At 64.5% G+C, this 24,551-nt stretch carries 22 protein-coding genes; 13 read left to right on the top strand and 9 right to left on the bottom strand.

The features are described from left to right. Positions 1-316: 316 nt before the first annotated feature. The 13 genes from LR961_RS01710 to LR961_RS01650 all read left to right on the top strand — a co-directional run bounded on the left by LR961_RS01710 (position 317) and on the right by LR961_RS01650 (position 11,389). Complete coding sequence (locus tag LR961_RS01710) at positions 317-775, top strand: hypothetical protein (RefSeq protein ID WP_232146701.1); 459 nt, start codon at positions 317-319, stop codon at positions 773-775. Between the two features lie 472 nt (positions 776-1,247). Beyond that, entirely contained in the window at positions 1,248-2,144 is an 897-nt protein-coding gene (locus tag LR961_RS01705; protein ID WP_232146700.1) for a hypothetical protein, read from the top strand. A 186-nt stretch (positions 2,145-2,330) separates the two neighbouring features. Next, positions 2,331-2,531, top strand: coding sequence for a DUF677 domain-containing protein (locus LR961_RS01700; RefSeq protein ID WP_232146699.1), 201 nt, complete (start codon positions 2,331-2,333; stop codon positions 2,529-2,531). Positions 2,532-2,664: 133 nt separating this feature from the next. Further along, positions 2,665-3,213: a dihydrofolate reductase family protein gene (locus LR961_RS01695; RefSeq protein ID WP_232146698.1), complete on the top strand. Its 549-nt coding sequence runs from the start codon at positions 2,665-2,667 to the stop codon at positions 3,211-3,213. 283 nt (positions 3,214-3,496) lie between these two features. Beyond that, the gene (locus tag LR961_RS01690; protein WP_232146697.1) at positions 3,497-3,877 is read left to right on the top strand and encodes a YbjQ family protein; all 381 of its coding nucleotides are present in this window, start codon (positions 3,497-3,499) and stop codon (positions 3,875-3,877) included. A gap of 68 nt (positions 3,878-3,945) precedes the next feature. After that, positions 3,946-4,302, top strand: a complete 357-nt coding sequence (locus tag LR961_RS01685; RefSeq protein WP_232146696.1) for a ribonuclease E inhibitor RraB — start codon at positions 3,946-3,948, stop codon at positions 4,300-4,302. A 66-nt stretch (positions 4,303-4,368) separates the two neighbouring features. Next, positions 4,369-5,382, top strand: coding sequence for a hypothetical protein (locus LR961_RS01680; protein WP_232146695.1), 1,014 nt, complete (start codon positions 4,369-4,371; stop codon positions 5,380-5,382). Between the two features lie 83 nt (positions 5,383-5,465). Then, a complete protein-coding gene (locus LR961_RS01675; RefSeq protein ID WP_232146694.1) occupies positions 5,466-6,128 on the top strand; it encodes a Pr6Pr family membrane protein in 663 nt (220 codons plus the stop codon). Positions 6,129-6,525: 397 nt separating this feature from the next. Beyond that, positions 6,526-7,053: a TonB-dependent receptor plug domain-containing protein gene (locus LR961_RS01670; RefSeq protein WP_232146693.1), complete on the top strand. Its 528-nt coding sequence runs from the start codon at positions 6,526-6,528 to the stop codon at positions 7,051-7,053. Then, positions 7,054-8,673, top strand: coding sequence for a TonB-dependent receptor (locus LR961_RS01665; RefSeq protein ID WP_232146692.1), 1,620 nt, complete (start codon positions 7,054-7,056; stop codon positions 8,671-8,673). 400 nt (positions 8,674-9,073) lie between these two features. Then, complete coding sequence (locus tag LR961_RS01660; RefSeq protein ID WP_232146691.1) at positions 9,074-9,391, top strand: iron uptake protein; 318 nt, start codon at positions 9,074-9,076, stop codon at positions 9,389-9,391. 14 nt (positions 9,392-9,405) lie between these two features. Beyond that, positions 9,406-11,073 (top strand): PepSY-associated TM helix domain-containing protein, encoded by a 1,668-nt coding sequence (locus LR961_RS01655; protein ID WP_232146690.1) that lies wholly within the window; start codon positions 9,406-9,408, stop codon positions 11,071-11,073. Continuing rightward, positions 11,066-11,389, top strand: a complete 324-nt coding sequence (locus tag LR961_RS01650) for a DUF3325 domain-containing protein (RefSeq protein WP_232146689.1) — start codon at positions 11,066-11,068, stop codon at positions 11,387-11,389. Before LR961_RS01655 ends, LR961_RS01650 begins: the two co-directional genes overlap by 8 nt. A 75-nt stretch (positions 11,390-11,464) precedes the next feature. On the opposite strand, the gene LR961_RS01645 is transcribed toward LR961_RS01650, so the two are convergent. From LR961_RS01645 to LR961_RS01605, 9 genes are all read right to left on the bottom strand, one after another. After that, positions 11,465-12,340: a hypothetical protein gene (locus LR961_RS01645; protein WP_232146688.1), complete on the bottom strand. Its 876-nt coding sequence runs from the start codon at positions 12,338-12,340 to the stop codon at positions 11,465-11,467. A gap of 116 nt (positions 12,341-12,456) precedes the next feature. Then, entirely contained in the window at positions 12,457-13,356 is a 900-nt protein-coding gene (locus tag LR961_RS01640) for a LysR substrate-binding domain-containing protein (protein ID WP_232146687.1), read from the bottom strand. Positions 13,357-13,860: 504 nt separating this feature from the next. Further along, positions 13,861-14,724, bottom strand: a complete 864-nt coding sequence (locus LR961_RS01635) for a PA4780 family RIO1-like protein kinase (RefSeq protein WP_232146686.1) — start codon at positions 14,722-14,724, stop codon at positions 13,861-13,863. Positions 14,725-15,141: 417 nt separating this feature from the next. Further along, positions 15,142-16,704 (bottom strand): FAD-binding oxidoreductase, encoded by a 1,563-nt coding sequence (locus tag LR961_RS01630; protein ID WP_232146685.1) that lies wholly within the window; start codon positions 16,702-16,704, stop codon positions 15,142-15,144. A gap of 15 nt (positions 16,705-16,719) precedes the next feature. Then, positions 16,720-18,297 (bottom strand): alpha/beta fold hydrolase, encoded by a 1,578-nt coding sequence (locus LR961_RS01625; protein ID WP_232146684.1) that lies wholly within the window; start codon positions 18,295-18,297, stop codon positions 16,720-16,722. Then, on the bottom strand, positions 18,294-19,310 hold the full coding sequence (locus LR961_RS01620; protein WP_232146683.1) for an NADP-dependent oxidoreductase: 1,017 nt from the start codon (positions 19,308-19,310) through the stop codon (positions 18,294-18,296). The genes LR961_RS01625 and LR961_RS01620 overlap by 4 nt, the downstream gene beginning before the upstream one ends. Before the next feature lie 3 nt (positions 19,311-19,313). After that, a complete protein-coding gene (locus LR961_RS01615) occupies positions 19,314-20,486 on the bottom strand; it encodes an acyl-CoA dehydrogenase family protein (RefSeq protein ID WP_057634261.1) in 1,173 nt (390 codons plus the stop codon). 56 nt (positions 20,487-20,542) lie between these two features. Next, complete coding sequence (locus LR961_RS01610) at positions 20,543-21,943, bottom strand: NAD(P)/FAD-dependent oxidoreductase (protein WP_232146682.1); 1,401 nt, start codon at positions 21,941-21,943, stop codon at positions 20,543-20,545. Positions 21,944-22,104: 161 nt separating this feature from the next. Further along, positions 22,105-24,540, bottom strand: coding sequence for a TonB-dependent receptor (locus tag LR961_RS01605; RefSeq protein ID WP_232146681.1), 2,436 nt, complete (start codon positions 24,538-24,540; stop codon positions 22,105-22,107). Positions 24,541-24,551: the final 11 nt, after the last annotated feature.

The raw sequence follows: 24,551 nt of genomic DNA, 5'->3' as shown, positions 1-24,551 counted from the left end.
AAGATCGACGGCCAACACGAGTGGCGCTGGAAAGAGGTAGCCGTCTCAGAAGCAATCGGCAAGAGCGGCAAGGACATTCGTTGTACCCACTGCCACGGCGCTGTACGTATTCATCAGCGACAGGTTGCGCACGGGCCGCAAGATCATGTTGAGCATCGCTCCCGCCAAGATTCTGAGAATTGCAGGGGCGGTCACTACTTCAAAGGCATCCACAAAATCTCTTCTCAGCCAGTTGAGTAGTCGGTAGGCTGGTGCCTAACAATTCATTCAAGCCGAAGCCACTTCGCGGTTCGGCTTAATTCAGGCGTTAGGCGCTATGTCCCAGCAACGCGTGCATTGGTTACATTTGCTGATCGGGCTTGCCGTATCAGTCGCAGCCTTCTATGGCTGGCGGCTTTCGCTTTCAGCGATGCCAACACAGCTTGAGCATGCTTCCGGGCCCATTACGAGCTCCGAGGAGGTGCGTGCGGGCCGCGCTCGGACAGTTCACTTCCACATCGATGGTTCCAGCCAGGAGTTCACTTACCCCAGCATCTTGCCCGCCTACGGGACGGCAGCAGAGGTCCTCAAGCCCGGCAATACTGTGGCAATTGGCTATATCGGCCCTGGCGAGCCAGAGTTGTGGGAGCTAGCTGTCAATGGCCAACCCATTGTTCAACCAGCTGGTGCGCACGAGGCACGGCTCTCCAATGGCAAGTGGGCGTTCTGGCTCTTCGTTACCTTTTCGCTATCTACTCTGTATCTCGGGTGGCGCTATCGGCGGCAGTCTCGATAGCGCGCCTAACAATTCATTCAAGCCGAACCCGCTTCGCGGGTCGGCTTAATTCAGGCGTTAGAGCCCGCATGAAACCTGATGTGGTTCCAAACAAAATAGTTGTCCTCTCCGGATCCGGTCTGAGCGCGAAAAGTGGCTTGCCCACGTTCCGCGACTCAAACGGCCTCTGGAACAACTATTCCTGGCTGGAGGTTGCCAGCCCTGACGTTTGGAGGTTGCGCCCCGAGGCCGTCCTCGCCTTTTACAACGAGCGTCGGCTAAAGGCATGGAACGCCTCACCAAATACCGCACATTCCGCAATAGCCGCCTTGGAGTCAGCCTTTGAGGTAGAGGTCATTACCCAAAACGTCGATGAGCTTCATGAGCAAGCGGGTTTCCGTAGCGTCAGCAGGGGGGCCAGATCATGGCGCCTCGCCAGCACGCCCGACAGGCATAATTCCAACCCGCCAACTGCTCCGACCTGGACGATTACATGAGCAATGCGTCAAACCCGGCAAAGACCATCGCGCTGCTCGCGGCGCTGGCGTGCGTTGGAACATACGTCTATGTATTCAGCGGGGTCGGTAAACAGATTACGGCGCAGTGCCAGGCCAATCGTCTGGGCGAGGGCAACTGCCAGTTCACCAACATGGGTTGGACCGCGGGAACGTCCTGCGTCCATGTCGGGCTGAAGAACAGATTCACCTCCGAAACCGTGGGCACTGAGACCTGTTCCGGACGGGTGTGGCCAAAGGACTCCGTCCGCCGGGAAATCTCCTTCGTCGTGCCTACCAACCACTGTGGGTTGATGGGCACGGATTGGGAGAGCACCTGCGAGTTCTTTGTGCGCCAGGCCGATGCCGATGCCGATGCCGATGCCGATGCCGATGCCGAGCAGAATTCCAGCGCAGGCAGCACAGCACCAGCGGCTGCAATCCCGGCACTTGCCGAAACCCAGGTTGCCGCACCGAAAGCGCCGGCCGTGCACGCGCCCCCGGAACCAGAAGTCGCACCCAGCAGCGTGGCCGTGGTCCCGGCCGGCCTGGATCAGACCGTGGAAGTGCGATTCGGCAGGGGCGAGACATCCTTTGATTGGGCTGGCCCGGTGGGATACGAGAAGAGTTTCGCCATCCAGGTGGCCGAAGGCCAGGATCTGTCGCTGGATAGCGGCGATGTGTACACATGGTCGCTGCTGGACCGCGATGGACAGAAGTACGGATGCAACGGCGCCGAGTACTGCATGTCCACTCCGGACAGCACCATCCGAATCCCGCACAGCGGTCGCTACGTCATCCAGACAAGCTACCGCCTCAGCGACTGCGCCGATTGCGAAGTCTCCCCCTACCGGGACGTGACCCTGAAGATCATCGTTCCGCCAAAGGCGCAGTGAGTCGGCAGGCGTGATCCAGGCGGGTGATCCGGATGTGCTCATAGGCCTCTGATCCCGGCCCCGGCCTGTCCATCCAGCTCGCCGTCTGGCCGCGCCAAGCCACGATTCACACCGGCCCTGGAAACGCCCATACTCGGCCCCACACCGCCGATGGGTGGTCCTTTCAGTAGAACTGCCGGGGGATGCATGTCACTGCTGGACCTGCTTGATATTGCCGATATGTTTGTCCATTGGCGTTTTTTCGTCGGCATCGGCATGACCGCGCTGCTGTGTGGCTTGATTGTGCTGGCCGTCCCTACGGCGGGGCTCGCCTGGCTGCTGTGCGTACCGCTGGGTCTGCTTGGGCTGTGGCTGAGCTTTCGCTGGCAATCCCAGGCAGGCGACTGACCTCCCGGCACGGCTCGGGCGGCCGGGCCGACACCAGCCGGTACACGGCAGCCGTGCTTCAGGGCACGAATGCCGATCAAGGTTCATGCTTGGCGCATGCCAGCTCCAGCACTTTTCCCTTCAGGAGAACGTGATGCGACCTCTCCGCTATTCCATCAACGTCTCCCTGGATGGCTGTTGCGATCACCGCGCCATGCCGGCCGATGAAGAACTGCATCGCCATGCGGTTGAGAACCTTGAGCGGGCCGACGCCCTGCTGTTTGGCCGGGTGACCTACGAAATGATGGAGGCGGCGTTCCGGCCGTCGCAGCAGACCGAGGCGCTGCTTGACTGGATGGAGCCGTTCGCGCGAACGATCAACGCAGCGAAGAAGTACGTCGTATCGGGCACGCTGGCGCAGGTCAGCTGGAATGCAACACTCGTTGATGGTGATCTGGGCAAGGCCGTCCGCAAGCTCAAGCAGGAGCCGGGCAAGGGGCTGTTCGTCGGCGGCTTGAAGCTGCCCTTGGCACTGTCGGAGCTGGGGCTGATTGATGAGTACGAGTTCGTGGTGCATCCCCGGCTCGTGGGCCATGGGCCGACCTTGTTCGCAGGTTTGTCCAGGCACGTTGACCTGCAGCTGGTCAGCCGCAGGGAATTCGCTTCCGGCGCGGTGGCGTTGCGCTTTGTTCCGAAGCGATAGCCACCGGCCCGGCACCTGATCACTTTGGCCCCTGGCGGATTCAAATGCTGGAACTTCAGGTCGTAACAACGCGCGGACAGGCATGAACGGGATTGCGATGACCGAACTGACAGACGACGCATCACATTGCCGCCTCAATGCGCAGCCTCGCCGGCGTCATCCCGAGGCCATTGATCCATCTGCGTCTGCCCGCACAATCCATTGTTGGGCGGGCTGGTTTACACCTATCCGCGCTGCATGCTCCGCTATCCAATATTGAACCTACGCTCAGCAAGGCGACCTCATGGCAGACCCGTACAACTCCTCTTCATCGCGTTCCACCGCAGCTCTTTTGACCGATGCGATGGTGACCACCGCACCCGATCTTGCCGGCTACCGGGTTGTTCGCAGTCTCGGCCTGGTGCGTGGGATCACCGTTCGCTCCCGCTCCATCGTTGGCAATTTCCTGGGCGGCTTGCAGACTCTTTTCGGCGGCAACATCACCATCTACACGGAACTGTGCGAACAGGCGCGCGAGGAGACCTATCGCGACATGGTCAACCACGCCAGGCTGCTCGGCGCCAGCGCGATCATCGCCGTGCGCTACGACGCAACCGAGCTGATGACCGGCCTGACCGAAGTGCTGTGCTATGGCACGGCGGTGGTGGTGGAATCCAACCAATAGCAGAGTGCCAAATCATGCAACCAGCAATGACGACAAACTCAAGACGACTGTCCTGGCTGTGCGGCTGCTTGCTGCTTGCCACCGGCCTTTGCCACGCGCAGTCCATCGCCGAGCAGCAGGATGCGCGCGCCATCGAGAACCTGGTTGCCGCCGGCTCTGATATCACCAAGGAGCACGACATCGACTTCTTCATGCAGCTGCCCGACAAGGCGCGCGCGGAGTCCGCCGCCAAGGACCTGCAGAGCCTTGGCTACACGGTCATGTCCATCGATGAGAGGCGCGATCCGACGGACTGGGAAATCCATGCGGTGCGGCGCATGGCGCCGCTTCTCAAGACGATGACGGCCACCACCCGTTCGCTCGAGGCAATCGCGGCCAGATACGGCGGCAACTACGATGGCTGGGGAACCAGCGTCGTGGAGTAGCAACTCATCCCGTGTGACTGGAATCGCTCGCGCCGGGTGTACATGGGGATACAGGGGAACGATCGGATGCAGGTACCGTCAGAAACTGCCAGCAGCATCACCGGCAAGCTGCCGTTCTGGGCATGGTTCATCATCGGTGCGGCGCTGGGCGTCGCGCTTCGACTGCTGTTCGGCATGCTTCCACGCGACATGCAGGGGCCGATGTCGCTGGCCTTCCTGGTCGGTACGCCGCTTGCCGTTGGCGCCATCACCATCGTCGGTACCCCCAGGCAGCAGCGCACCTGGTCGTACCTGATCTTTGCCCCGTGGCTGGCGATGTTGCTCATGCTGCTGGGCTGTGCACTGGCAATGCTGGAAGGTTCGATCTGCCTGGCGCTGATGGCGCCGCTGTTCTTCGCCTGCGCCAGCGTCGGCGGCCTGATCATGGGCGCGATCCTGCACTTTCGCGAAGCCGGCGCCGCGCACGTGTCGGCGATTGCGGCCCTGCCGCTGCTGATGCTGCTGGCCGAGATGCACATGCCACTGGTGGACCGGGACATGGAGCTTCGCCGCGAGCTGGTGGTGGATGCCACGCCGGAAACCATCTGGCAGCAGATCCATAGCGCACGCGCGATCCAGCCGCAGGAGCTGCCGCTCAGCCTGACCCACCTGATCGGTGTGCCCAAGCCATTGGAAGGCATCAACGTGCAGACCGAAGACGGTGAGGTGCGGTTCTCGCGCTGGGAACGCGGCGTGCATTTCCGTGCCCACGTTACCCACAGCGAGGCGAACCGATCGGTCAGCTGGCGCTACATGTTTGATCCGGACTCGTTCCCCACTGGCTCGATGGACGAGCATGTCGCCATTGGTGGGCGTTACTTCGACCTGCGCGACACCACGTTCAAGCTGACGCCCATCGGCGTTGGCCAGACCCATCTGCAGATCGTGGCGCACTACCGGCTTTCCACCACGATCAACGCTTACGCCGTGCCCGTCTCGCGGGTGCTGGGCAATGATTTCCTGGACACGATCCTGTCGCTCTACAAGCGGCGCAGTGAGTCGATGGAGAAGACCGCGGCCATCCGGGCAGGTGGAAGCTGATTCCGTCATGCTCGGCTTTCCTGCGCCCGGCCGGATCATCAGACTCAACCCGAAGCAGCAATTCACCCGGAGAAGTCCAGCGCATGACAACGGCGAATGACGCGAGCAGCCAGCGGGTACGCGCTGCCCTCGCGGTGACTGCATGGACCGCCGCGCTGCTGCAATTCATGCTGTCCATCAGGGCGGCACTGGCCAGCGGGCAGACCGCCTTGGATGGTGTCGAGGCATTCTTCAGCTACTTCACCGTGCTGACCAACCTGTTCGTCGCGCTCGCGGCCGCGTTGCCGCTCATTGCGGGCAACACCGGCCTTGGGCGCTTCTTCGCAAGACCCACGGTGCTTGGCTGCGCGACAACGGCAATCGTCATGGTGGGTGCCGGCTACCACCTGTTGCTGCGCGATGTATGGGACCCGCAGGGCCTGCAACGGGTGGCCGACAACCTGCTGCATTACGTCGTTCCGGTAGCGACGCTCGTGTACTGGCTTGTGTTCGCACCGCGCGTCCGGCTCGGCATGCTGGCCCCGCTTGTCTGGTGCCTCTATCCACTCGGCTACCTGGCGTACGTGCTGGTGCGTGGCGCATTGACCGGGTTGTATCCGTACTACTTCATCGACGCGGCGAACCTTGGATATCCCAAGGTGATGCTCAATGCAGCAGGGATGTTCGGTGCTTTCCTTGCGGTTGGTGCCCTGGTCCGTGCCATTGCGGTGCTTGGTGGTCGGCGGCGCGACTCACCTGCAGGGTAAGCCGGCAGTGGCGCAATGATGTGGAAGCCGGGCCAATGCCCGCTTCTCTTCTCCATCGGTCCAGCGTTTGGCCAACCATTGGCGCAGGGCCTCATGTCGGCCCGCAAACGGGACCAGCCAAGGCATCGGCGATGATCGCGCGTGCCGAATCCCGCACAGTTCAACCCATTCAGGCCCGGAGATGGGCACAAAGCTGACTGGCCCGCTGTTGCAAAATGCAAATCATTCGCATTTAATTTCGCAACTACAGTCGCGCCTGGCCATCTTTACATCGTCCCTTGCCCACAACGGAAGTGGGACACGCCCGCGCTTGAGGCTGCGAATTCCGCTTCCACCTTCCTCCAGGCTCCCCATGCACCCCAAGCGTTCGATCTGCCGCCGGTTCCTTCGTGCTGGCATGACACCCCCTTCCCGACCGGCTGTCAGCGTGTTGAACGTCGCGATGAGCCTTGCCCTTGCCGCCATCCCGGGACTGGCGATGGCCGCGCCGCAGGCCGCTGGGGGCGATGCAGCCACCAAGCAGAATGACACCGCTACCCAGCTGGATACGGTACGGGTCGTGTCGCAGCGCGCCAACCGCGTCAGCAACGGCGCCACCAATCTGGACCTGGACGTCAAGGAAACTCCGCAGTCGATCAGCATGGTCTCGCGCGAGCAGATGGAACAGTTCGGCGTGGACAACCTCAACGATGCACTGCGCCTTGCCACCGGCATCCAGGTGGAGGAATGGGAAACCAACCGCACCAACTATCTGGCGCGCGGCTTCGAGATCAAGAACACGCAGATCGACGGCGTCGGCCTGCCCAACGACTGGGGCATCGTCACCGGTGCGATGGACGCCTTCGGCTACGAGAAGCTGGAAGTGATCCGCGGCGCCAACGGACTGCTGACCGGCGTGGGCAATGCCTCGGGCACGATCAACTAAGTGCGCAAGCGCCCCACCAACGAGCCCAAGGGCCAGGTCGGGGTGAGCTTCGGCTCATGGGGCAACCGCCGCGTGCAGGTGGACTACTCCACGCCGTTCACCGAGGACGGCCGCTGGGCCGGCCGCGTGGTGGCCGCGCATGAAGATGGCGACTCCTACCTGCGCGGTTACCAGAACGACCGCAACTTCCTGTACGGCGTGGTCGATGGCCAGATCGGCGAAAACGGCACGCTGACGCTGGGCTATTCGTGGCAGCAGGCCGACAGCGACCAGAACATGTGGGGCGCACTGACCTTCGTCAACAACGATGGCAGCCAGGCCGAATGGAGCCGCAGCGCATCCACCACGCAGGACTGGGCGTACTGGAACACCAAGACCCAGACCGCCTTCGTCGAGTACACCCACCAGCTCGGTTCCGACTGGCAGGTCAAGGCGTCGTACAACTACCGCGACATCGCCAGCGACGATCAGCTGTTCTTCGCCTACACCACCACCGGGCTGGACCCGGTGACCGGAGAAGGCCTGGTCGGCTGGGCCTACAAGGGCATTGATGAAATCAGCTCGCACCTGGGCGACATCACCGTCAATGGCCGCTTCCAGTTGTTCGGCCGCGAGCAGGAGGCAATGCTGGGTTTCAGCGTGGCCAAGAGCGAACAGACACTCTGGGACCACCCGCTGGACAGCAGCGATCCCTCGTTCGGCGCACTGCCGGCCTTCCCCTACGCCGGCAACGTCGTGCCCGAACCGCAGTGGGGCGCACGGACCGTATCCAGCACCATCAACCAGCGCCTGAAGCGTGGCTACGGCGCAACCCGCCTGGCGTTCACGGACCGGCTCAAGGCCGTGGTCGGCTTCAACTGGGCCGAGTACCACCGCGACGGCGACAACGGCGTGCCCTTCGACCAGACCGAGGACAACATCAGTCCGTATGCGGGCCTGACCTGGGACTTCACCGACAAGGTGCTGGGTTACGTGAGCTATTCGGATATCTACCAGCCGCAGGACCAGTTCGACATCAACCACGTCTACCTGGACCCGACCAAGGGTGTGAATTACGAAGTGGGCATCAAGGCCGAATGGCTGGACCGCCGCCTGCTCACCACGCTGGCCTGGTTCAACGCAAAGCAGGAAGGCCTGGCCACCTACGGCGGCTACGACTTCGCCACCAACAATTACTGGTACTACGGCGTGGACGTGGAATCGGAAGGCATCGAGTTCGAGGCCACCGGCAAGCTCACCGACAACACCCAGCTGGTGCTTGGCTACACCAACCTGAAGATGACCAACCAGGACGGTGGCGCTACTTACACCTGGGTGCCGCGCCGCACCGCCAACCTGATGCTCAGCTCGCGCCTGCCCCACTACGAGGCGCTGTCCTTCGGCATCGGGGGCCGCTGGCAGAGCGAAATCTCCACCAAGGAAAACTACACCGGCTTCACCGTGCGCCAGGGCAGCTATGCGGTGCTCAATGCCTTCGTTGCGTGGGACGTGCTGCCCAACGCCACGCTGCGCGCCAACGTCAACAACCTTACCGACGAGAAGTACATCAACAGCCTGTACCAGATTGGTTACTACGGAGCGCCGAGCAATTATTCGTTGAGTTTTGACTATCGGTTCTGATGCGTTGCCGAGGCCGTGTGCGTCATTGGTGCACGGCTTCATTCCCTCTCCCGCTTGCGGGAGAGGGTGCCCGGAGGGCGGGTGAGGGTGCTTTCAGCTAGAAGCTCCCCTCACCCCAACCCCTCTCCCGCGAGCGGGAGAGGGGCTAAGGCAAAGCAACAGCTTTTCATTCCCGCTCGCAGGAGTGGCCCAGGTAACGCAACAGCTTTTTCATCCCCTCTCCCGCTTGCGGGAGAGGGTGCCCGGAAGGCGGGTGAGGGTGCTCTCAGCTAGAAGCTCCCCTCACCCCAACCCCTCTCCCGCGAGCGGGAGAGGGGCTAAGGCAAAGCAAAGCCGAGCAAAGCATCAGCGTTACCACCGATTCCACTTCGCCGCATCACACAAGACACCAGCCAACGCCATGTCCCAGCCATCCACCACCATTGCTTCATCCGGCGCCTCGCGCCTGCATGTCATCGCACGCGTGCTTGCGGCCGTTTTCGCCGGCTACGGCTTTGCCTGGGCCGCGGTTGCGGCATCCACCAGCCTGCTCACCGCTGCCGGCCTCAAGTTCCATGACGCTGAATTCCTCGGCGCGATGATCGGCGTGCTCACCTACGTGGCGGTGTTCCTGTGGGCCATCGCCGCGCGGCGGCTGGGCGTGGTCTGGGCCGTGCTGCTGGTCGGCGGTGCGCTGCTGGCCGGTGTCGGCTCGATCGTTCAATCCCTGTTGCTCTGAGGCGGAGGCCCATCATGTTCAAGAGCTTCCGCCAGGCGATGGCCTGGCTGCATACCTGGTTCGGACTGGTGCTCGGCTTCGTGCTGATGGCCGCATTCTTCTTCGGCGCGCTGTCGGTGTTCGACCGCGAATTCGACCGTTGGAGCATTCCGGCCACACGCATCGAACCGCAGCCAATGCCGTCGTTCGAAAAAGTGCTGCGGCCAGCATTCGAGCGCATGCAACCCAACGCCGCCGCCATCGATGCGATGCGCCCGCGCGTGAACGGGCCGATGCCCGAGCACTACGACACGGTGGTGAGCTGGAGCGCCTACACCACCCACCGCGATCCGGTGCTGGCGCTGTTTGCCGGCTACGAAGTGCCCAACGCCAAGGACCCGGAAGAAGCCATCTGGGCGCTGGGCACCATCGATCCACGCGACGGCACCGCGCTGCCGGATGACCGCCTCAAGATCGGCAGCGGCTTCTTCTTCCCGCTGCATTACGGGCTCACCCTGGACTGGAAGAACCTCGGCATCTGGATCGTGGGTTTCTCCGCACTGGTGATGCTGGCCGCGCTGATCAGCGGCGTGGTGATGCACCGCAAGCTGTTCCGCGAGTTCTTCACCTTCCGCCCGGACAAGGCGCGCCTGCGCAGCGTGCTGGACCTGCACAACCTCACCGGTGTGGTGGCCTTGCCGTTCCACTTCTTCTTCGCCTTCACCGGCCTGCTGATCTTCGCCGCCACCTACTATTTCCCGGTCGGGCATACCCAGTTGCATGACCTGCACGATCTGCATGCGCAGCTGGAAGCCCAGCACACCGGCCTGCCGCACGAACGCGCCGGCGTGCCGGCCGGGCTGGCATCGGTGGATGCAATGGTGGCCGAAGCACAGCGCCGCTGGCAGGCCAATGACAAGGCCGGTGATGTCGGCTTCCTGGTGCTGCAGCACGTGGGCGATGCCAATGGCTACGTCAGCGTGTATCGCGCCGGCACCGACCGCATCGCGCTGGTCGGCGATGGCATCCACTTCAAGGCCGCCACCGGCGAACTGATCGGCGAAGATCCGCCGGCAACGGCCGGCGCGCGTGTTGCCGAGTTCCTTACCGGCCTGCACCTGCAGCACTTCCGTCACTGGTTGCTGCGCTGGCTGTACGTGCTGGGCGGCCTGGCCGGCGCGGTGTGCATCGCCACCGGCTTCATCTTCTTCGTTGAAAAGCGCAAGCGCCAACATGCCCAGCAAGGCAGCCAGGGCGCGCGCATTGTCGATGCACTGGCGGTCACCACGGTCACCGGCATGGTGCTGGCCACGCTGGGCATCCTGATCGCCAACCGCCTGCTGCCCGAAACCCTGCCGGCACGCGGCGACTGGGAACGTTATGCGTTCTGGGGCACCTGGGCACTGGCGCTGCTGCATGCGGGCCTGCGCAGTGCGCCGGTCGCACGCGGCCTGACCAACCCGGCCTGGCGCGAACAGTGCTGGGCCATCGCCGTGCTCGCCATCGCTGCGGTGCTGCTGAACTGGATCACCACCGGTGACCACCTGCTGCGCACCTTGTCCGAAGGCTACTGGCCGGTGGCTGGCATTGATCTGTCGTTGCTGTGCAGCGCGGCGCTGGCAGCATTCGTCGCACGCCGGCTGGGCCTGCGCGGCACTGCCAGGCAGTCACGGATGAGCAACGAGGAAGCAGCGCATGTCTGAGCACCTGATGACCAATCTGCTGCTCGCTGCCGCGCTGCTGGTCAGCCTTGCCGGCATGGGCTGGCTGGCGTTGTCGATGGACGTGCATGCGCAGCTGGTGTGGGGCACCAGACCATCGGCCGCGATGAAGCGCGTGTTGCGCTGGCTCGGTATCGTCGGTATCGGCATCGCGCTGTGCCTGTGCCTGGCGGTGGACCACGCCTCGATGGCGGTGCTGGTATGGGTGATGGCGTTGACCGGGGGGGCGTTGCTGGTGGCCTTCACCCTTTCCTCGAAACCACAGCGGTTGCGGCTGCTGGCGCCCTGGGTGAAGTAAGAGAAAAAACCGGGGTCAGAGTCGGGTTTTCTCGGAAAACCCGACTCTGACCCCGGTTTTCTTTCTGGCCAAGGACTATCGGGCGGGTGGAGCCACTGCTTCATCCGCATCTACATTCGCCGGCTCCGGCGTCATGTACTCGATGATCCGGCTCAACTCGGCATCGTATCCGCCTCCGCAGTATTTCCTGTAGGTACGTGGCCCGGGGCTTGCGAAAACCGGCGGCCATGCCGCCGTGATCCCCGCCCGATGCTCTACGCGCTCCCACAGGCTGCGCCATGCAGGCAACGCCGCTGCGCCATCACTGCGCACTGCAAGCGCCTCCAGCAGTACGAACAGCATGGATTGTTTGCCCTGCACGGTGTCGCCGTTGCTCGCCATCTCCGCGGCGATGCGCAGCAGCGATTCGCTTTCCACACCCTCATCGGCGTCACCGTTCATGCGGCTGATCTGGGGCGCGCCCTCCAGTACCGAGTACAGCGATCGACCGGGCGTAGCGACCAGCGCGCACATACTCTCGGTTGGCTGAAACGAAGACGTCATCGCCAGTGCAGAGCGGATTCCCGCTTTGTCGTCGCGGCGGGCAGCGTCCAGGGCCAGCAACAACCGCTGCCGCTCAATCGTCTCCTCGGCGGAGGCCTGGACCCATGCACGGTGTTGGGCCTCAGCCCTGATATGGCCATGCACCAGGGCGACTCCCAGCGCGAGCCCCACACCCAGCGCTGCGCCAGTGAGACTGGCCCGCCACGCGCGACTGTGCAGCATCACCCATAGCCAGACGATGCCCAGCACCACGGTACCCAGAAAACCCATGACCACCGCACCAAGACCCGCAACATTCGGCGCGGCGGGATGGGGTTTGTTGAACTCGACCAGCACCAGCAGCGTCAGCAGCGCCGGGCCCAGCGCGCCAACCCAGAAACCCGCACGCGTATGAAAGGGACGTTCCATGTCTGCTCAGGGATCCGTTGTCGGAATGGGCCGACTATAGCGACAACAGAGGATCGGATTTTCGATGTGATTTTCACTGCAGCGCCGGCGAATGCTGCACGGAATCACGCGCTCGACTATGTGTCTGCTTCATCCATATGTCGACGATGTTCGGCGGCCTCGGCATGCAGCCACTCGCGGAAGGCCAGGAAGCCACCATGCGTGGCCGAGCGCTCCGGATACACCAGCCAGTGCGACCACGGCGTTTTCAGGCGTTGCTTTGACAACGCCACCAGCTGCCCGGACTCCAACAGCAGGCGTGCGCGCGTCACCCGGCCCAGCGCGACACCCACGCCGTCCAACGCTGCGCGGTGGTGCGATTCGGAGTCATCAAGAATGGCCACGTAACGCTTGGGGGCCTGTTCGCCGATCAACGCGAACCAACGATCCCATTCGTCACCCGTATCGCCCAGCAGCGGCCACTGCGACAACGGAAGCGCGTCCATGCCGCCCATGCGTTCGATCAGGGCCGGGCTGGCCATCGGCACCAGCCACTCATCAATCAGCGGCTCGGCGATCAGCCCCGGCCAGCGCCCGTCGCCCACGCGCAGCGCCGCATCGAACTGCAACTGCCGCTCGAAATCGACCAGGTGCTGGCTGGACTGCAGGTTGATCTCGATCTGCGGGTGCAGCGCCACGAATCGACCCAACCGCGGCACCAGCCACGCCGAGGCCATGCTCGGCACCGCACTCACCGTCAGCACCCGTTCGTGCCGCGCGGCGAATGGCCGGAATGCTTCGTTGATTGCATCCAGATGCGGCGCCACCTGCTCGAACAAGCGCCGCCCTTCCACGGTCAGCGCCACCCCACGCGCCTGCCGCACCAGCAGCGGATAGCCCAGCCGCTCCTCCAGCTGCCGCATCTGGTGGCTCAGCGCACTGACGGTGACGTTCATCGCCTCGGCCGCACGCGACAGGTTGCCCAGGCGTGCGGCAGCGACAAAGCCCTGCAGGAAATGGAGCGGTGGCTTGGACATGGAGCCTTTAGCTCTTCTCAAGAATTGGTTGAAGAATACTCGCTGGTTTGGACTTCTGCCTGGACGTACCGTGAGCATCACTCAAGTGGGAGTACGGACATGCGCATCTTCACCGACCTGCTGTTCCTGCACGGCCATATCGCCAATGTGGACCTGGCCCGTACGTTGGCTGAGGAGAAACCGGGGTCAGAGTCGGATTCGGCCATCGGTAGTGCCGAGCCATGCTCGGCAGGGGCTGCATCGGCAAGGCCAACGCCGAGCATGGCTCGACGCTACAGCCGTGTATCCCGCGAAGTTCACCCCTCACCAGCCCTCCCCTTGCCTGCGGCAAAGGGAGGGAGCAGAGCAGATGCCCCGCGCCTGACAGGCGATCGGTAGTGCCGAGCCATGCTCGGCGGGGGCTGCACCGACCAGGCCAACGCCGAGCATGGTTCGGCGCTACAGCCGTGTATCCCGCGAAGTTCACCCCTCCCCTTGCCTGCGGCATAGGGAAGGGGCGACGCGTCAGTAACCCTCTTCCTCAGCTGCCGCCTCGCGGCCCTGCTGGCGGATGAGTGCTTCCTCGCGCGCGTCGTTGATGGCGTGGCGGACGCTGTCCAGATCCACGGCGCTTTCGTCCGGGGTGAATTCGCCGGTCAGCACGGTGTCCGGCGACAGATCGCCGGCCTGGAACAACTCCCACATTTCCTCGCCGTACCAGGTCTCCAGCAGTTCCGGTGCCCAGCGGCCGAGGTTGGCGGTGAGGTTGTTGACGTCACGCAGCAGCATCGTGCGCGCGGCGTTGTTGCCGCCGGCACTGACCACCTGTGGGAAATCGATGACCACCGGGCCATCCGGACCCACCAGCACGTTGTAGGCCGACAGATCGCCATGGATCAGGCCGCAGCACAGCATCAGCTTGACCTGCTCCACCAGCACCGCATGGAACTGGCGTGCCTGCTCGGCGCTGAGCTCCACCTCGCCCAGGCGCGCGGCGCTGAAACCCTCGGCGTCGGTGACCAGCTCCATCACCAGCACGCCGTGGAAGTAACCGAACGGCTCGGGCACGCGCACGCCGGCTTCGCGCAGCTGGTACAGCGCGTCCACCTCGGTGTTCTTCCAGGCCACTTCCTGCTGCTTGCGGCCGTACTTGCTGGCCTTGCCGATGGCGCGGGCCTCACGGCTGCCACGGACCTTGCGGCCTTCCTGGTACTGCACGCGTTGCTGGAAGCTGCGCTGGGCCATGTCCTTGTAGACCTTGGCGCAGCGCACTTCACCGCCGCTGCGGACAACGTAGACCGCTGCTTCCTTGCCGCTCTTGAGCGGGCGCAGCACTTCTTCGATGACGCCGTCGTCGATCAATGCCTGTAGTTGCTGGGGTGTCTTCACAGTTCCTCGGTGCGTGGTGGCCGATGCCTCGGCACAGGAAGGGCGCTCGAACGAACAGCGTCGAACGTGGCCCGATAGGAGGGGATCAAGGGCGCATATTGTTGCCGATGGCGCGAAATGAAAACAGGCAGAAGCATTCAGCGGTGCGTTGCGCTGGCTATTTGGCCACTGGGAGCCGGAAACGGCGCACGGCAGAACGGCCCGGGGTTGGGCTTGGCCGTTGGGTACGTCATGTGAAGGGCGGCGGCGGCGCGCAAGGCCCAGGACGCTCCGGCCGGGCCCTGAACCCAGCCAAGCCCGCCCTCATCCCACCCCTGCACCGCGCTCCGGCCTTTGTGCCAGGGCGTTCGATGGGCCGCGAAGCGCTGATTCACAAACAGCCCCTCACCCCGTAGGCGGGAGAGGGGCCTTGATCGCTCAGCGCGACAGGACGCCCGGGTTCATCAAGCCCTTGGGGTCGAGCTGGGCCTTGATGGCATCCAGCAGCGCCAGCGCGGCCGGGTCGCGGCCGGCGCGGTAGTCGTAGAACTTGCCCAGCTGCAGATTGGCTGCGCCATGTGCGCGCATGACATCGGCGATCTGGCGCTTGAGCGTGTCAGCTGCGGCGCGGGCCTCAAGGTGCTCGCCCGGGCAGCCGATGCGCTCGCGGTGGTCGGCGTCCACGGTGCGTACATGGAAGGCGTTGTGGCTGTCCGGCCAGTAGATGCACGGCTCGATCACCGCCGCCTGTGCGCCGACGCTGGACATCAGCGTGCCGATGAAGATCCCGTGCCGGTCCATGGTTTCCTGCTCGCGGGCGAACAGCTCCTGCAGCGCATTGAACACGGCCACCGACTTCGAATGCGGAACGATGGCATGCACCGGCGCCCAACGCTCGCCCTGCGGGCCGAGCATCGAGTTCCAGGCGGCGAACGGATTGGCCGCCATCATCTTCGGTATCGACGGTTCCACACTCTGGCCAAAACCCTCCACCAGCTTGCGCGCCCGCGACACACGGTCGGCTACTTCGGCGGCGCTGTCGCCTTCCAGCGTGATGTGCAGCGAGAACTGCTGCTGGTCGACGATGTCGCGGCCCTTCACCGCCAGCTTCAGGCCGGAGATCAGCCCGCCCTTTCTGATGACATTGGTCAGCGCCTTGACGTCGCTGGACAGGCTGGCACGACGCATGCGGATGCTGGTCAGCGCCGGATCGAACGCGGCCGTCTCGCTGGCCAGGCCGGCGCGGGCCAGCGCGCTCAATGCGCCGAACAGGCCCTCGGGGGTGCCGAACTGCCAGGACAGGTAATCGATGTGCGCATGCTTGGGGATCAGCTTGAGCACGATGCGGGTCTTGATGCCGAGCAGGCCGCAATCGCCGAGGAACAGGCCGGTCAGGTCAGGTCCGTACCAACGGAAAAACGGCGACGTGTTCGCCGCAGCCGCGGAACCCGTGGTGAGGATGTCGCCATTGGCGGTGACCACCTGCAACCCCAGCACCACGTCGGCCGAGCAGCCGTAGCGCGCCGAGCCGTGGAAGATGGCGCTCTGAGACATGCCACCGCCGACAGTCGCATGCGAGCCGGACATCGGCCCGAAGTACGGCGTGCGCACGCCCTTGGCATCCAGTGCTTCCTTCAGCGCACGCCAGGTGACGCCGGCTTCGACAACGACATAGGCGTCTTCCAGATTGATCTCGACGATCTTGTCGAGCGAACCAGTATCGACCAGCACGCTCGGGCTGCGCGCGGCGGTGTAACCCCCGGTGTAGCTCATGCCACCACCGCGCGGCACCACCGCGATGCCGGCATCGGTGAGCTGCTTGACCGCGTCGGCGAGCTGTTGGGCGTTGCCGGGGCGCAGTACCGCCAGCAGCGGCTGGCCCTGCGAATAGACGTCGGTGCCGAAGTATTCCAGCTCGTTGGCATCGGTAACGATGTCCTTGCCCCAACTGAGCTTCAGCTGGGCGATGACATCTTGCGCGGTTGCGGTGGCGTTGCTCATGGGGGTCCTTCGGGATCAGGCGGACAGCGCGGCGGCGCGGCCCTGGAAGTCGGATTCGGAATCGGCGTTGACCTGCAATGGCATCGGCAAGGCACGCAGCCGCGCAGCCAGATCCGGTGCGGTGGCATCACGCAGCAGCGTGTGCAGGCGCGGGCCAAGCCGCAGCAGTTCGACCACGTTGGCATGCACGCATGCCGGCGACGGTGCATCGACGCGACGGCGTGCGTCGGCGCTGGGCGCCATCCACGGCCACAACAGGTGGCGCTCACGCTCCCACTGCCACACATCGCACAGATAGCCACCGGCGCGATCGATGACGGTGGTCGGCAGGTTGTCCAGCAGCACCGCTTGTTCGGCGGCGTCGAGCAGCCATGGCGAATGCAGCAGTACGTTCTGCACGCGTGCGCCCAATGCATCAACCAGCGCCGGCACGTAACCGGCTGCGCCGCCGTGTGCTTCGATCAGCAGTGGTTGCGTGTCGTTGCCGCGCAGGGCGTCGAGCAGCGCCTGCACGACGACATCGGCACCGAGTTCGCTGTCGGTTTCGCAGGAGGCGCCATGGCCGGGCAGATCCGGCAGCAGCCAGGCGCCTTCGCTGACCGGCAGCTGCGCCGGCGACAGCGGGCGCGTGCCCGGCGCGTGCAGCACCAGATGCAGCGGACCTTCGCCGGCACACTCCCATACCGCCATGTCACCGGCAGCGGTGGCGATGATGCGGCGTTGCCAGCCTGCGCTGGATGCTTCAGTCACCCTTGCTTCAAACACAGGCTCGACGGAGAGCACCTGCGCCAGCCACGCATCCATCTTCGCGTGCATCGCCGCGATGCCATCGGGCTCTTCGATCAACTGCACGTTGCCCGGCAGATCAAGCAGGCGCGGCATATGCGCCAGCAGCGGGTCGCCGTGGCGGAACACCAGCCACGACGGCATCTTCAGTTCGCTGACCCAATGATGATCGTTGTGACGGAACGCGGCGGCATAGCCGGCGCGGTAGGTGTCCCCCACGTCGAGCACGTCCATCACCGTCTCGCGCGTGCTTTCGGTGGTCTGCGGCGCGATCCGCATTGCCGCTTCAGCGCGACCGTCGTACCACGGGAAGTAATACTTCTGCTCGCGCATGCGCGACCACAGCCAACGCAGGTGCGAACCGTCCCATTGCGGCACGAACGGCGGCAGGTAGGCGTCGCCATACAGCGCGCTTTCTTCCGGGGTGAAAGCGGCATAGCCATCCACCACCAGCGCAGCAACACGTTGCGGATTCGCCCAGGCCAGCCAGGTGGCGATCAGCCCGCCGGTGTGCATGCCGAACACGGCGAAGCGTTGCAGGCCGATGGCCTGGCAGAACGCCAGCGTGGCCGTGCCGAAATCGGCAATCGTCATCGGGTTGCCGGGCAGCGGATCGGAATAGCCAAAACCCGGCGTATCCGGCGCGATCACCGTGTAGCGGTCGGCGAAGCGCTGCATCATCGTGTGCCACATGCGCGAGTTCTGCGGCGACTGGTGTATCAGCAGCAGGGCCGGGCCGGTGCCGGCGATGCGGTAATGCACCTGGCGTCCGTTGACGGACACGAAGCGCCGTTGGATCGAAGTCATGCGTTTCCTTGAAGCCGTACCAGCGCCTTGCCCAGGTTGTCGCCGTTGAGCAGACCGATGAAGCCGGCCGGCGCGCTGGCCAGGCCGTCATGGATGTGTTCGCGATAACGCAGGGTGCCGGCGGCGATCATCGCGGCCAGTTCGCTGCGGCAACGTTCGAATTCATGCAGGTGGTCGTACACCACCAGCCCCTGCAGGCGCGCACGCGCGCCAATCACCGGTCCGAGGTTGGGGCCGGCGGGACGCTCGGCGCGGTTGTATTGATCACTCAGGCCGCACAGCACCACGCGGGCGTGCAGGCGCAGCAGTGACAGCGCCGCTTCCAGCACAGCGCCGCCGACGTTGTCGAAGTAACCATCGATACCCTCCGGGCAGGCTGCATGCAGCGCCTGCGGGAAGTCGGCAGCGCGGTAATTCACGCAGGCATCGAAGCCGAACTCATCGGTGACGATGGCGCATTTTTCGGCGCTGCCGGCAATGCCGACCACGCGGCAACCGGCAGCCTTGCACAGCTGCCCGACCACGCTGCCCACGGCACCGGCAGCGGTCGAAACAAGAATGGTTTGACCGGCCTGGGGTTCAAGAATGTGGCGTACGCCGGCCCATGCGGTCAGCCCGGGAATGCCCAGTACACCAACCGCGGTGCTGGGCGGCGCCTGCGTGGTATCCACGCGCGACACGCTGCCCGCATCGAGCACGGCGTGTTCGGCCCAGCCAGTCATGCCGCTGACCACCTCGCCCACGGCGAAGCGGCCACTGCGGTCTTCCAGCACGGTGCCGATGCCGTAGCCCGGCACGATGCTGCCCAGCGGCGGGCACGGCACCGCATAACGGCCACCCAGCTGCGCGCGCAGGAACGGGTCCAGCGACAACCACTGCACCCGCACCTTCAACTGGCCATCACCGGTTACCGGTGTAGGCCGTTGCAGCAGTTCGAAATCCTGCTCCTGCGGCATCCCTTGCGGAACCTGCCGCAGGCAGACGGCCTGCATGGTGGTGTGCAAGCCGTCCATCGATCAGAACGCGTTGATGCCGGTCAGCTCGCGGCCGATCACCAACTGGTGCACGGTCTCGGTGCCTTCATAGGTGATGACCGATTCCAGGTTCAGCGCGTGACGGATCGCGCCATGCTCGGTGGTGATGCCGGCACCGCCGAGCAGGTCACGGCATTCGCGCGCGATATCGATGGCCAGGCGGCAGTTGTTCCACTTGGCCAGCGACACCTGCTGCGGCTGCATCACGCCGGCATCCTTCAGGCGACCGAGCTGCAACACCAGCAACTGGCCGGCGGTGATGCGGCGGGCCATGTCGGCCATCTTGATCTGCGCGCTCTGCGTGGCCGCGACCGGGCGGCCGAACAGGATGCGTTCCTTGGTGTAAGCCAGCACTTCGTCCAGGCAGGCGATGGCCGCGCCGATGGGGCCCCAGGTGATGCCGTAGCGGGCCTGGGTCAGGCAGCCCAACGGACCCTTCAGGCCCTTCACGTTGGGCAGGCGGTTGGCATCGGGCACGCGCACGTTGTCGAAGAACAGTGCGCCGGTGACCGAGGCACGCAGGCTCATCTTGTGCTTGATTTCCTGGGTGGTGAAACCCGGGGTGCCCTTCTCGATGACGAAGCCCTGTACGCCTTCATCGGTGTTGGCCCAGACGATGGCGATGTCGGCCACCGAGCCGTTGGTGATCCACATCTTGGAACCGTTGATGACCCAGTCACCACCGTCCTTCACCGCGCGGGTCTTCATCGCGGCCGGATCGGAACCACCGTGTGCTTCGGTCAGGCCAAAACAACCTATGACCTTGCCGCGTGCCATGTCCGGCAGCCAGCGCATGCGCTGCTCTTCCGAACCGTAGGCATAGATGGGGTACATGCACAGCGAGCTCTGCACCGAGACGAAGCTGCGGATACCCGAATCGCCGCGCTCCAGCTCCTGGCAGATCAGGCCGTAGCTGACACCGTTCAGGCCGGCGCCGCCGTACTGTTCCGGCAGCGAGCAGCCCAGCAGGCCCATGTCGGCGATCTCGGGGATCAGCTCGGTCGGGAAGCGGCCCTGGTCGAAGCAATCGCCGATGATCGGCAGCACGCGTTCATCGGTGAAACGGGCGACGGAATCCTGTACAGCGCGTTCTTCCTCGCTCAGCAGCGAACGCACGTCGAACAAATCGTAGGGGTTCAGTGTCTTCAGGCTCATTACTGTCTCTGGAAGGCGCGTCCGCGCCCGGGAAGGTAGGGGATAAGGTAGTTCAATCAGGCCGAAAGAATTGCTGCAGCCGCACGCTCGCCCGAGCTGACGGCCGCTTCCATGCCCGGCACATGCAGTTCGGTCTGCTCACCGGCGAAGTGAATCCGCCCGAACGGGGTGTTGTTCCAGCGCAGGGTCTGCGCGAACCGGCCCGGCGCAATTTCCGAAAAGGCACCGTCGGCCAGCGGATCATTGCCCCAGCTGCGGGTTTCCAGCGGCTGCAGCGCGCCCTTGGATGCCGGGCGCAGGCGCTCCATGGCATCGATGACCCAGGCAAAGCGGGCGTTGCGGTCGAGCTGGTCGGCCTGCTGCGCCCTGGCGCCGTTGAGCCAGACAATCAAGCGGTTGATCTCCCCGTCCCCGCCTGGCACCGCGAACACGCGCTGCAACGCGCCATCCCCCCACAACGACAGCGGCTGGCCATCCTCTTCCCAGAACTTGCGAGTGGGATGCAGGTGAACGGTGGTGACCGCGTTGGAACGACGCGCCGACCAGACGGCGCGCTGTTCGGCCGGCGGTGCCGGATCGATGGCGATGCGACTGAGCGGGCCGCTGGGCAGGGCCAGCACCAGGTGCGCGGCGCGGAAGCGGCGACCATCGGCGCAGCGGACCTGCACGCCACGGCCGCTGGATTCCACCCGCACCACCTGCGCGCCCAGCAGCGGCGGCTGCGCCAGCGAGGCGGCCATGCCTTCCGGCAATGCCTGGCTGCCGCCCTGCACCCAACCGGTGCCGCGTGAGCCGAACCGCCGCAGCGCATCGCGGCGCAATGCGTCCAGCGCGCTGATGGTCTGCAGCGAGGAAAAACTGTTGCCGATATCCATCCACTGCAACGCCTGCGCTGACCAGCCCTTGCCGGCGATCAGTTCGGACAGCGGGATATCGAGATTGAGATTGGCCGGGTCGCGCCAGCTGTCCACCGCCGGCAGGCCCAGTTCACCGATCGCGGTGGACAGCAGCATCGGCGGCAGCAGGCCATGTTCGCGGCCCTGCAGCGTATTGAGCGGGCTTTGCCCCCATTGCGGTGCCGGTACCAGCGCATCGCCCAGCACCAGCCCCAGGCCGGCAGCGGTGGGCAGGGCGGCCGACGGCGGCACGATGCCGACACCCACGCGCTGGGCGTGGGCATGCACGCGCGCGTAGCCGGTGCCTACTTCCACGCCGCCGATTTCAAAGCGCAGGCCGTTGCGCTCCACGGTCTGCAGGCGGCCACCCACGCGCGGGTTGGCTTCCAGCACGGTGACCTTGGCGCCCGCCGCTTCCAGCGCGTGTGCAGCGGCCAGACCGGCCAGGCCGGCGCCAACCACGATCACGTCACTGGCGGGCACGCCCGCACGCACCACGCCGGGAACCAGCGACAGCGCGGCCATGCCGGAAAGTCCTTGGATGAAATGGCGTCGTTGCATGCTTGTGTCCGTTCACTGCCCTGCAAAGGGCATTTCTGTTGCCGTTGTTCTGAATGTCGTCATTCCCTCACTGGGGGAATGACGCTCCGAAACCACCTGCGTCAGCCTCGTCCGCCGCGAACCGGAACGCCGCAGCGCGCCGTTCCGGTCCACGTTTTTCCTTAGAACTTGTAGCTGACTTCCACGCCATACATGCGCGGCAGCGACGGCGTGACGCCAAAGTCACGCAGGTTGCTCACCGCCAGGCCGGTCAACGGCGGCACCGCCGGAATCGCGATGTAGGCGTCCGGATTGATGGTGCGCTGTGCGTCTTCAGGGGTGCGGTCGTTGAAGGCGTTGTTCACGTACGCCGACACCTGCCACTGCTCGGTCGGACGCAGGCTGAAACGGAAGTTGGTGCGGGTGGACGGTGCCAGGCTCGCCAGGTTGTCCACCTGCACGTAGCGACGGCCTTCGTAGGTGGTGTCCATGTTGAGCGTGTACTCCCAACCATTGCCCAGCGCGCCGTCGTACATCAGGCCCAGCGTGGCCTTGTTCTTGGGCACGCGCGGCAGCGTGTAGCCGGCGGCATCGGCTGCCGGGTCGGCCAGGGTCGGCGCCTTGGCATCGGAGAACAGATCGGCCTGGTCCTGGCTGAGGAAGTGCAGGATTTCCGCATCGGTGTACGAGTACGCCAGCGACGCCACCCAACCGTGGGCGAATGCCCACTGGCCTTCCAGTTCGAAACCGCGGATGCGCGACTCGCCCACGTTGGTGGTGTAGCTGGTCGCGAACAGGGTCCCGTTCTTGCGCATCACCGGGCCGGTTTCGGTCAGCTGCTGGTTGGTCCAGTCGATCTGGTAGATGTTGGCGTTCAGGCGCAGGGTGCCGTCCAGCCAGTCGCTCTTGATGCCCAGCTCGTAGTTCCAGGCCTCTTCTTCCTCGTAGGTTTCAAGGCCACGGGCGATCAGCAGGTCACGCTCGGCTTCCAGGAAGTCGGCGCGGTACACGTCGGTGTTGAAGCCACCGGGCTTGTTGCCCTTGGACACCAGGCCGTACAGGTTCACGTTCTCGGCGGCCTGGTAGCTCAGCGTCCAGCGCGGGGTGAAGCTCTTGAACGTCTCGCTCAGCGCATAGGCCTGGGTGTAGGTGGTGGTGCCCAGCACGCGGGTGTCCACGCCGCCCTTGCTGATCTCATCCCACGCATAGCGGCCTTCCAGCGAGGTGGTCCACTTGTCGGTGATGTGCCAGTTGATCAGGCCGTAGATGGCCTTGTTGGTGGTCTTGTCATCCGGGTCGGTGGGGATGGTGGTGACCACCTTGTTGCCGCCGATGGTGAAGCCGGTGAGGTCGCCGCCCCAGCCCGGCTGCGCCTGCTGCTGGTAGTAGTACGCACCGACCATGCCCGACACCGGCAGGCTCTGGTCGCTGCTCAGGCGGAAGTCCTGCGACCAGTTCTTGATTCCGCTGTTGGCGAAGCTTTCGAACGCACCGCCGTAACCGCGGATGGCGCTGTAGTCCTGGTCGCTGGCCGAATAGGTTTCGCTGTCGTTGTAGGCCGAGGTGGAAGTGAAGTTCCAACCGTTGTCGAACAGGTAATCCAGCACCAGGCTGGTACGCAGCAGGTCGGTCTTGCGGCCCGGGAAGTAACCGGCGGCCACGAATTCCTTGGTATTGATGGCGTACTCGGACGGTGCCTTCAGGTCACCGCAGTAGTAGCCGCGACGGCGCGAATCCAGCACCGGATACAGGCCGAAATACTTGGCACCGGTGTACTCGGGCAGGTAGCAGTTCAGGTTCTCGCTGCCCAGGCGGGCAATCGGGAAATGTTCATCGCGGCTCTTCTGCTGCATCACCCGCGCGGTGATGTTGAGCTGATCGATGGGCGACCAGGCCACGGCAGCCATCACGCTGGTGGTTTCATTGCCGCCCAGGTCCTTGTCACCGGAAGCCTGGTTGAAGAACACGCCGTCATTGCCGCGCTTGTTGAGGCTGAAGTCGTAGCCGAACGAGCCGTCTTCGTTGCCACCGGAGTAGAACAGGCCCATCTCCTCCTGGCCGTAATTGCCCGCGCCCAATCGGATCTTGCCACCGCGGTCGCTGCCCGGACGCTTGGTGATGAAGTTGATCGCGCCGGAGAAGGTGCGGCGGCCGAACGCTGCCGACTGGGGGCCACGGATCACTTCCACGCGCTGGATGTTCTCCAGGCCGTAGCTGGAGACGTCACCTTCGACATAGATGCCGTCGATGAAGAATGAGGCGTTGGCCTCGCCCTGGATGTTGGACATGCCACGGATCACCGGGCGGTCGAAGCCACGGCCATAGCCGGACTTGAACGAGAAGCTCGGGGTCAGGTTGGCGATGTCACGGATATCGACCAGGCCCTTCTTCTCGATGGTCTGCTCGGACATGGCGGTGATCGGCAGCGGCATCTGCTGCAGCGGCTCGGCCACGCCACGCGCGGTGACGGTGATCTGGTCCAGGCTGTATACGGTTTCGTCGCTGGCTGCCGGCGTTGCGCTCGCTGCGGCCGCGTCCTGTGCGGCGGCGTTGCCCGTGCACAACAGCAGCGCCATGGCGATGGCGGAGCACAGCAGGTCTGGCTTGATGTTCTTCATGAAATTCCCGA

Origin of the sequence: Stenotrophomonas sp. SY1, from assembly GCF_021202945.1 — a bacterium.
In the GTDB taxonomy this organism is placed as follows: Bacteria; Pseudomonadota; Gammaproteobacteria; order Xanthomonadales; family Xanthomonadaceae; genus Stenotrophomonas.
Note: the sequence above shows the minus strand (reverse complement) of the source record. Positions and strands in the feature narration are given on the sequence as shown.

Bases quoted from the DNA above. Each gene is read 5' to 3' on its own strand.
- LR961_RS01675 (WP_232146694.1), top strand. From the start codon at position 5,466: ATGACAACGGCGAATGACGCGAGCAGCCAGCGGGTACGCGCTGCCCTC.
- LR961_RS01610 (WP_232146682.1), bottom strand. From the start codon at position 21,943: ATGCAACGACGCCATTTCATCCAAGGACTTTCCGGCATGGCCGCGCTG.
- LR961_RS01700 (WP_232146699.1), top strand. From the start codon at position 2,331: ATGTCACTGCTGGACCTGCTTGATATTGCCGATATGTTTGTCCATTGG.
- LR961_RS01690 (WP_232146697.1), top strand. From the start codon at position 3,497: ATGGCAGACCCGTACAACTCCTCTTCATCGCGTTCCACCGCAGCTCTT.
- LR961_RS01645 (WP_232146688.1), bottom strand. From the start codon at position 12,340: ATGGAACGTCCCTTTCATACGCGTGCGGGTTTCTGGGTTGGCGCGCTG.
- LR961_RS01705 (WP_232146700.1), top strand. From the start codon at position 1,248: ATGAGCAATGCGTCAAACCCGGCAAAGACCATCGCGCTGCTCGCGGCG.
- LR961_RS01650 (WP_232146689.1), top strand. From the start codon at position 11,066: ATGTCTGAGCACCTGATGACCAATCTGCTGCTCGCTGCCGCGCTGCTG.
- LR961_RS01655 (WP_232146690.1), top strand. From the start codon at position 9,406: ATGTTCAAGAGCTTCCGCCAGGCGATGGCCTGGCTGCATACCTGGTTC.
- LR961_RS01695 (WP_232146698.1), top strand. From the start codon at position 2,665: ATGCGACCTCTCCGCTATTCCATCAACGTCTCCCTGGATGGCTGTTGC.
- LR961_RS01630 (WP_232146685.1), bottom strand. From the start codon at position 16,704: ATGAGCAACGCCACCGCAACCGCGCAAGATGTCATCGCCCAGCTGAAG.
- LR961_RS01640 (WP_232146687.1), bottom strand. From the start codon at position 13,356: ATGTCCAAGCCACCGCTCCATTTCCTGCAGGGCTTTGTCGCTGCCGCA.
- LR961_RS01660 (WP_232146691.1), top strand. From the start codon at position 9,074: ATGTCCCAGCCATCCACCACCATTGCTTCATCCGGCGCCTCGCGCCTG.
- LR961_RS01680 (WP_232146695.1), top strand. From the start codon at position 4,369: ATGCAGGTACCGTCAGAAACTGCCAGCAGCATCACCGGCAAGCTGCCG.
- LR961_RS01605 (WP_232146681.1), bottom strand. From the start codon at position 24,540: ATGAAGAACATCAAGCCAGACCTGCTGTGCTCCGCCATCGCCATGGCG.
- LR961_RS01625 (WP_232146684.1), bottom strand. From the start codon at position 18,297: ATGACTTCGATCCAACGGCGCTTCGTGTCCGTCAACGGACGCCAGGTG.
- LR961_RS01710 (WP_232146701.1), top strand. From the start codon at position 317: ATGTCCCAGCAACGCGTGCATTGGTTACATTTGCTGATCGGGCTTGCC.
- LR961_RS01620 (WP_232146683.1), bottom strand. From the start codon at position 19,310: ATGGACGGCTTGCACACCACCATGCAGGCCGTCTGCCTGCGGCAGGTT.
- LR961_RS01615 (WP_057634261.1), bottom strand. From the start codon at position 20,486: ATGAGCCTGAAGACACTGAACCCCTACGATTTGTTCGACGTGCGTTCG.
- LR961_RS01670 (WP_232146693.1), top strand. From the start codon at position 6,526: ATGACACCCCCTTCCCGACCGGCTGTCAGCGTGTTGAACGTCGCGATG.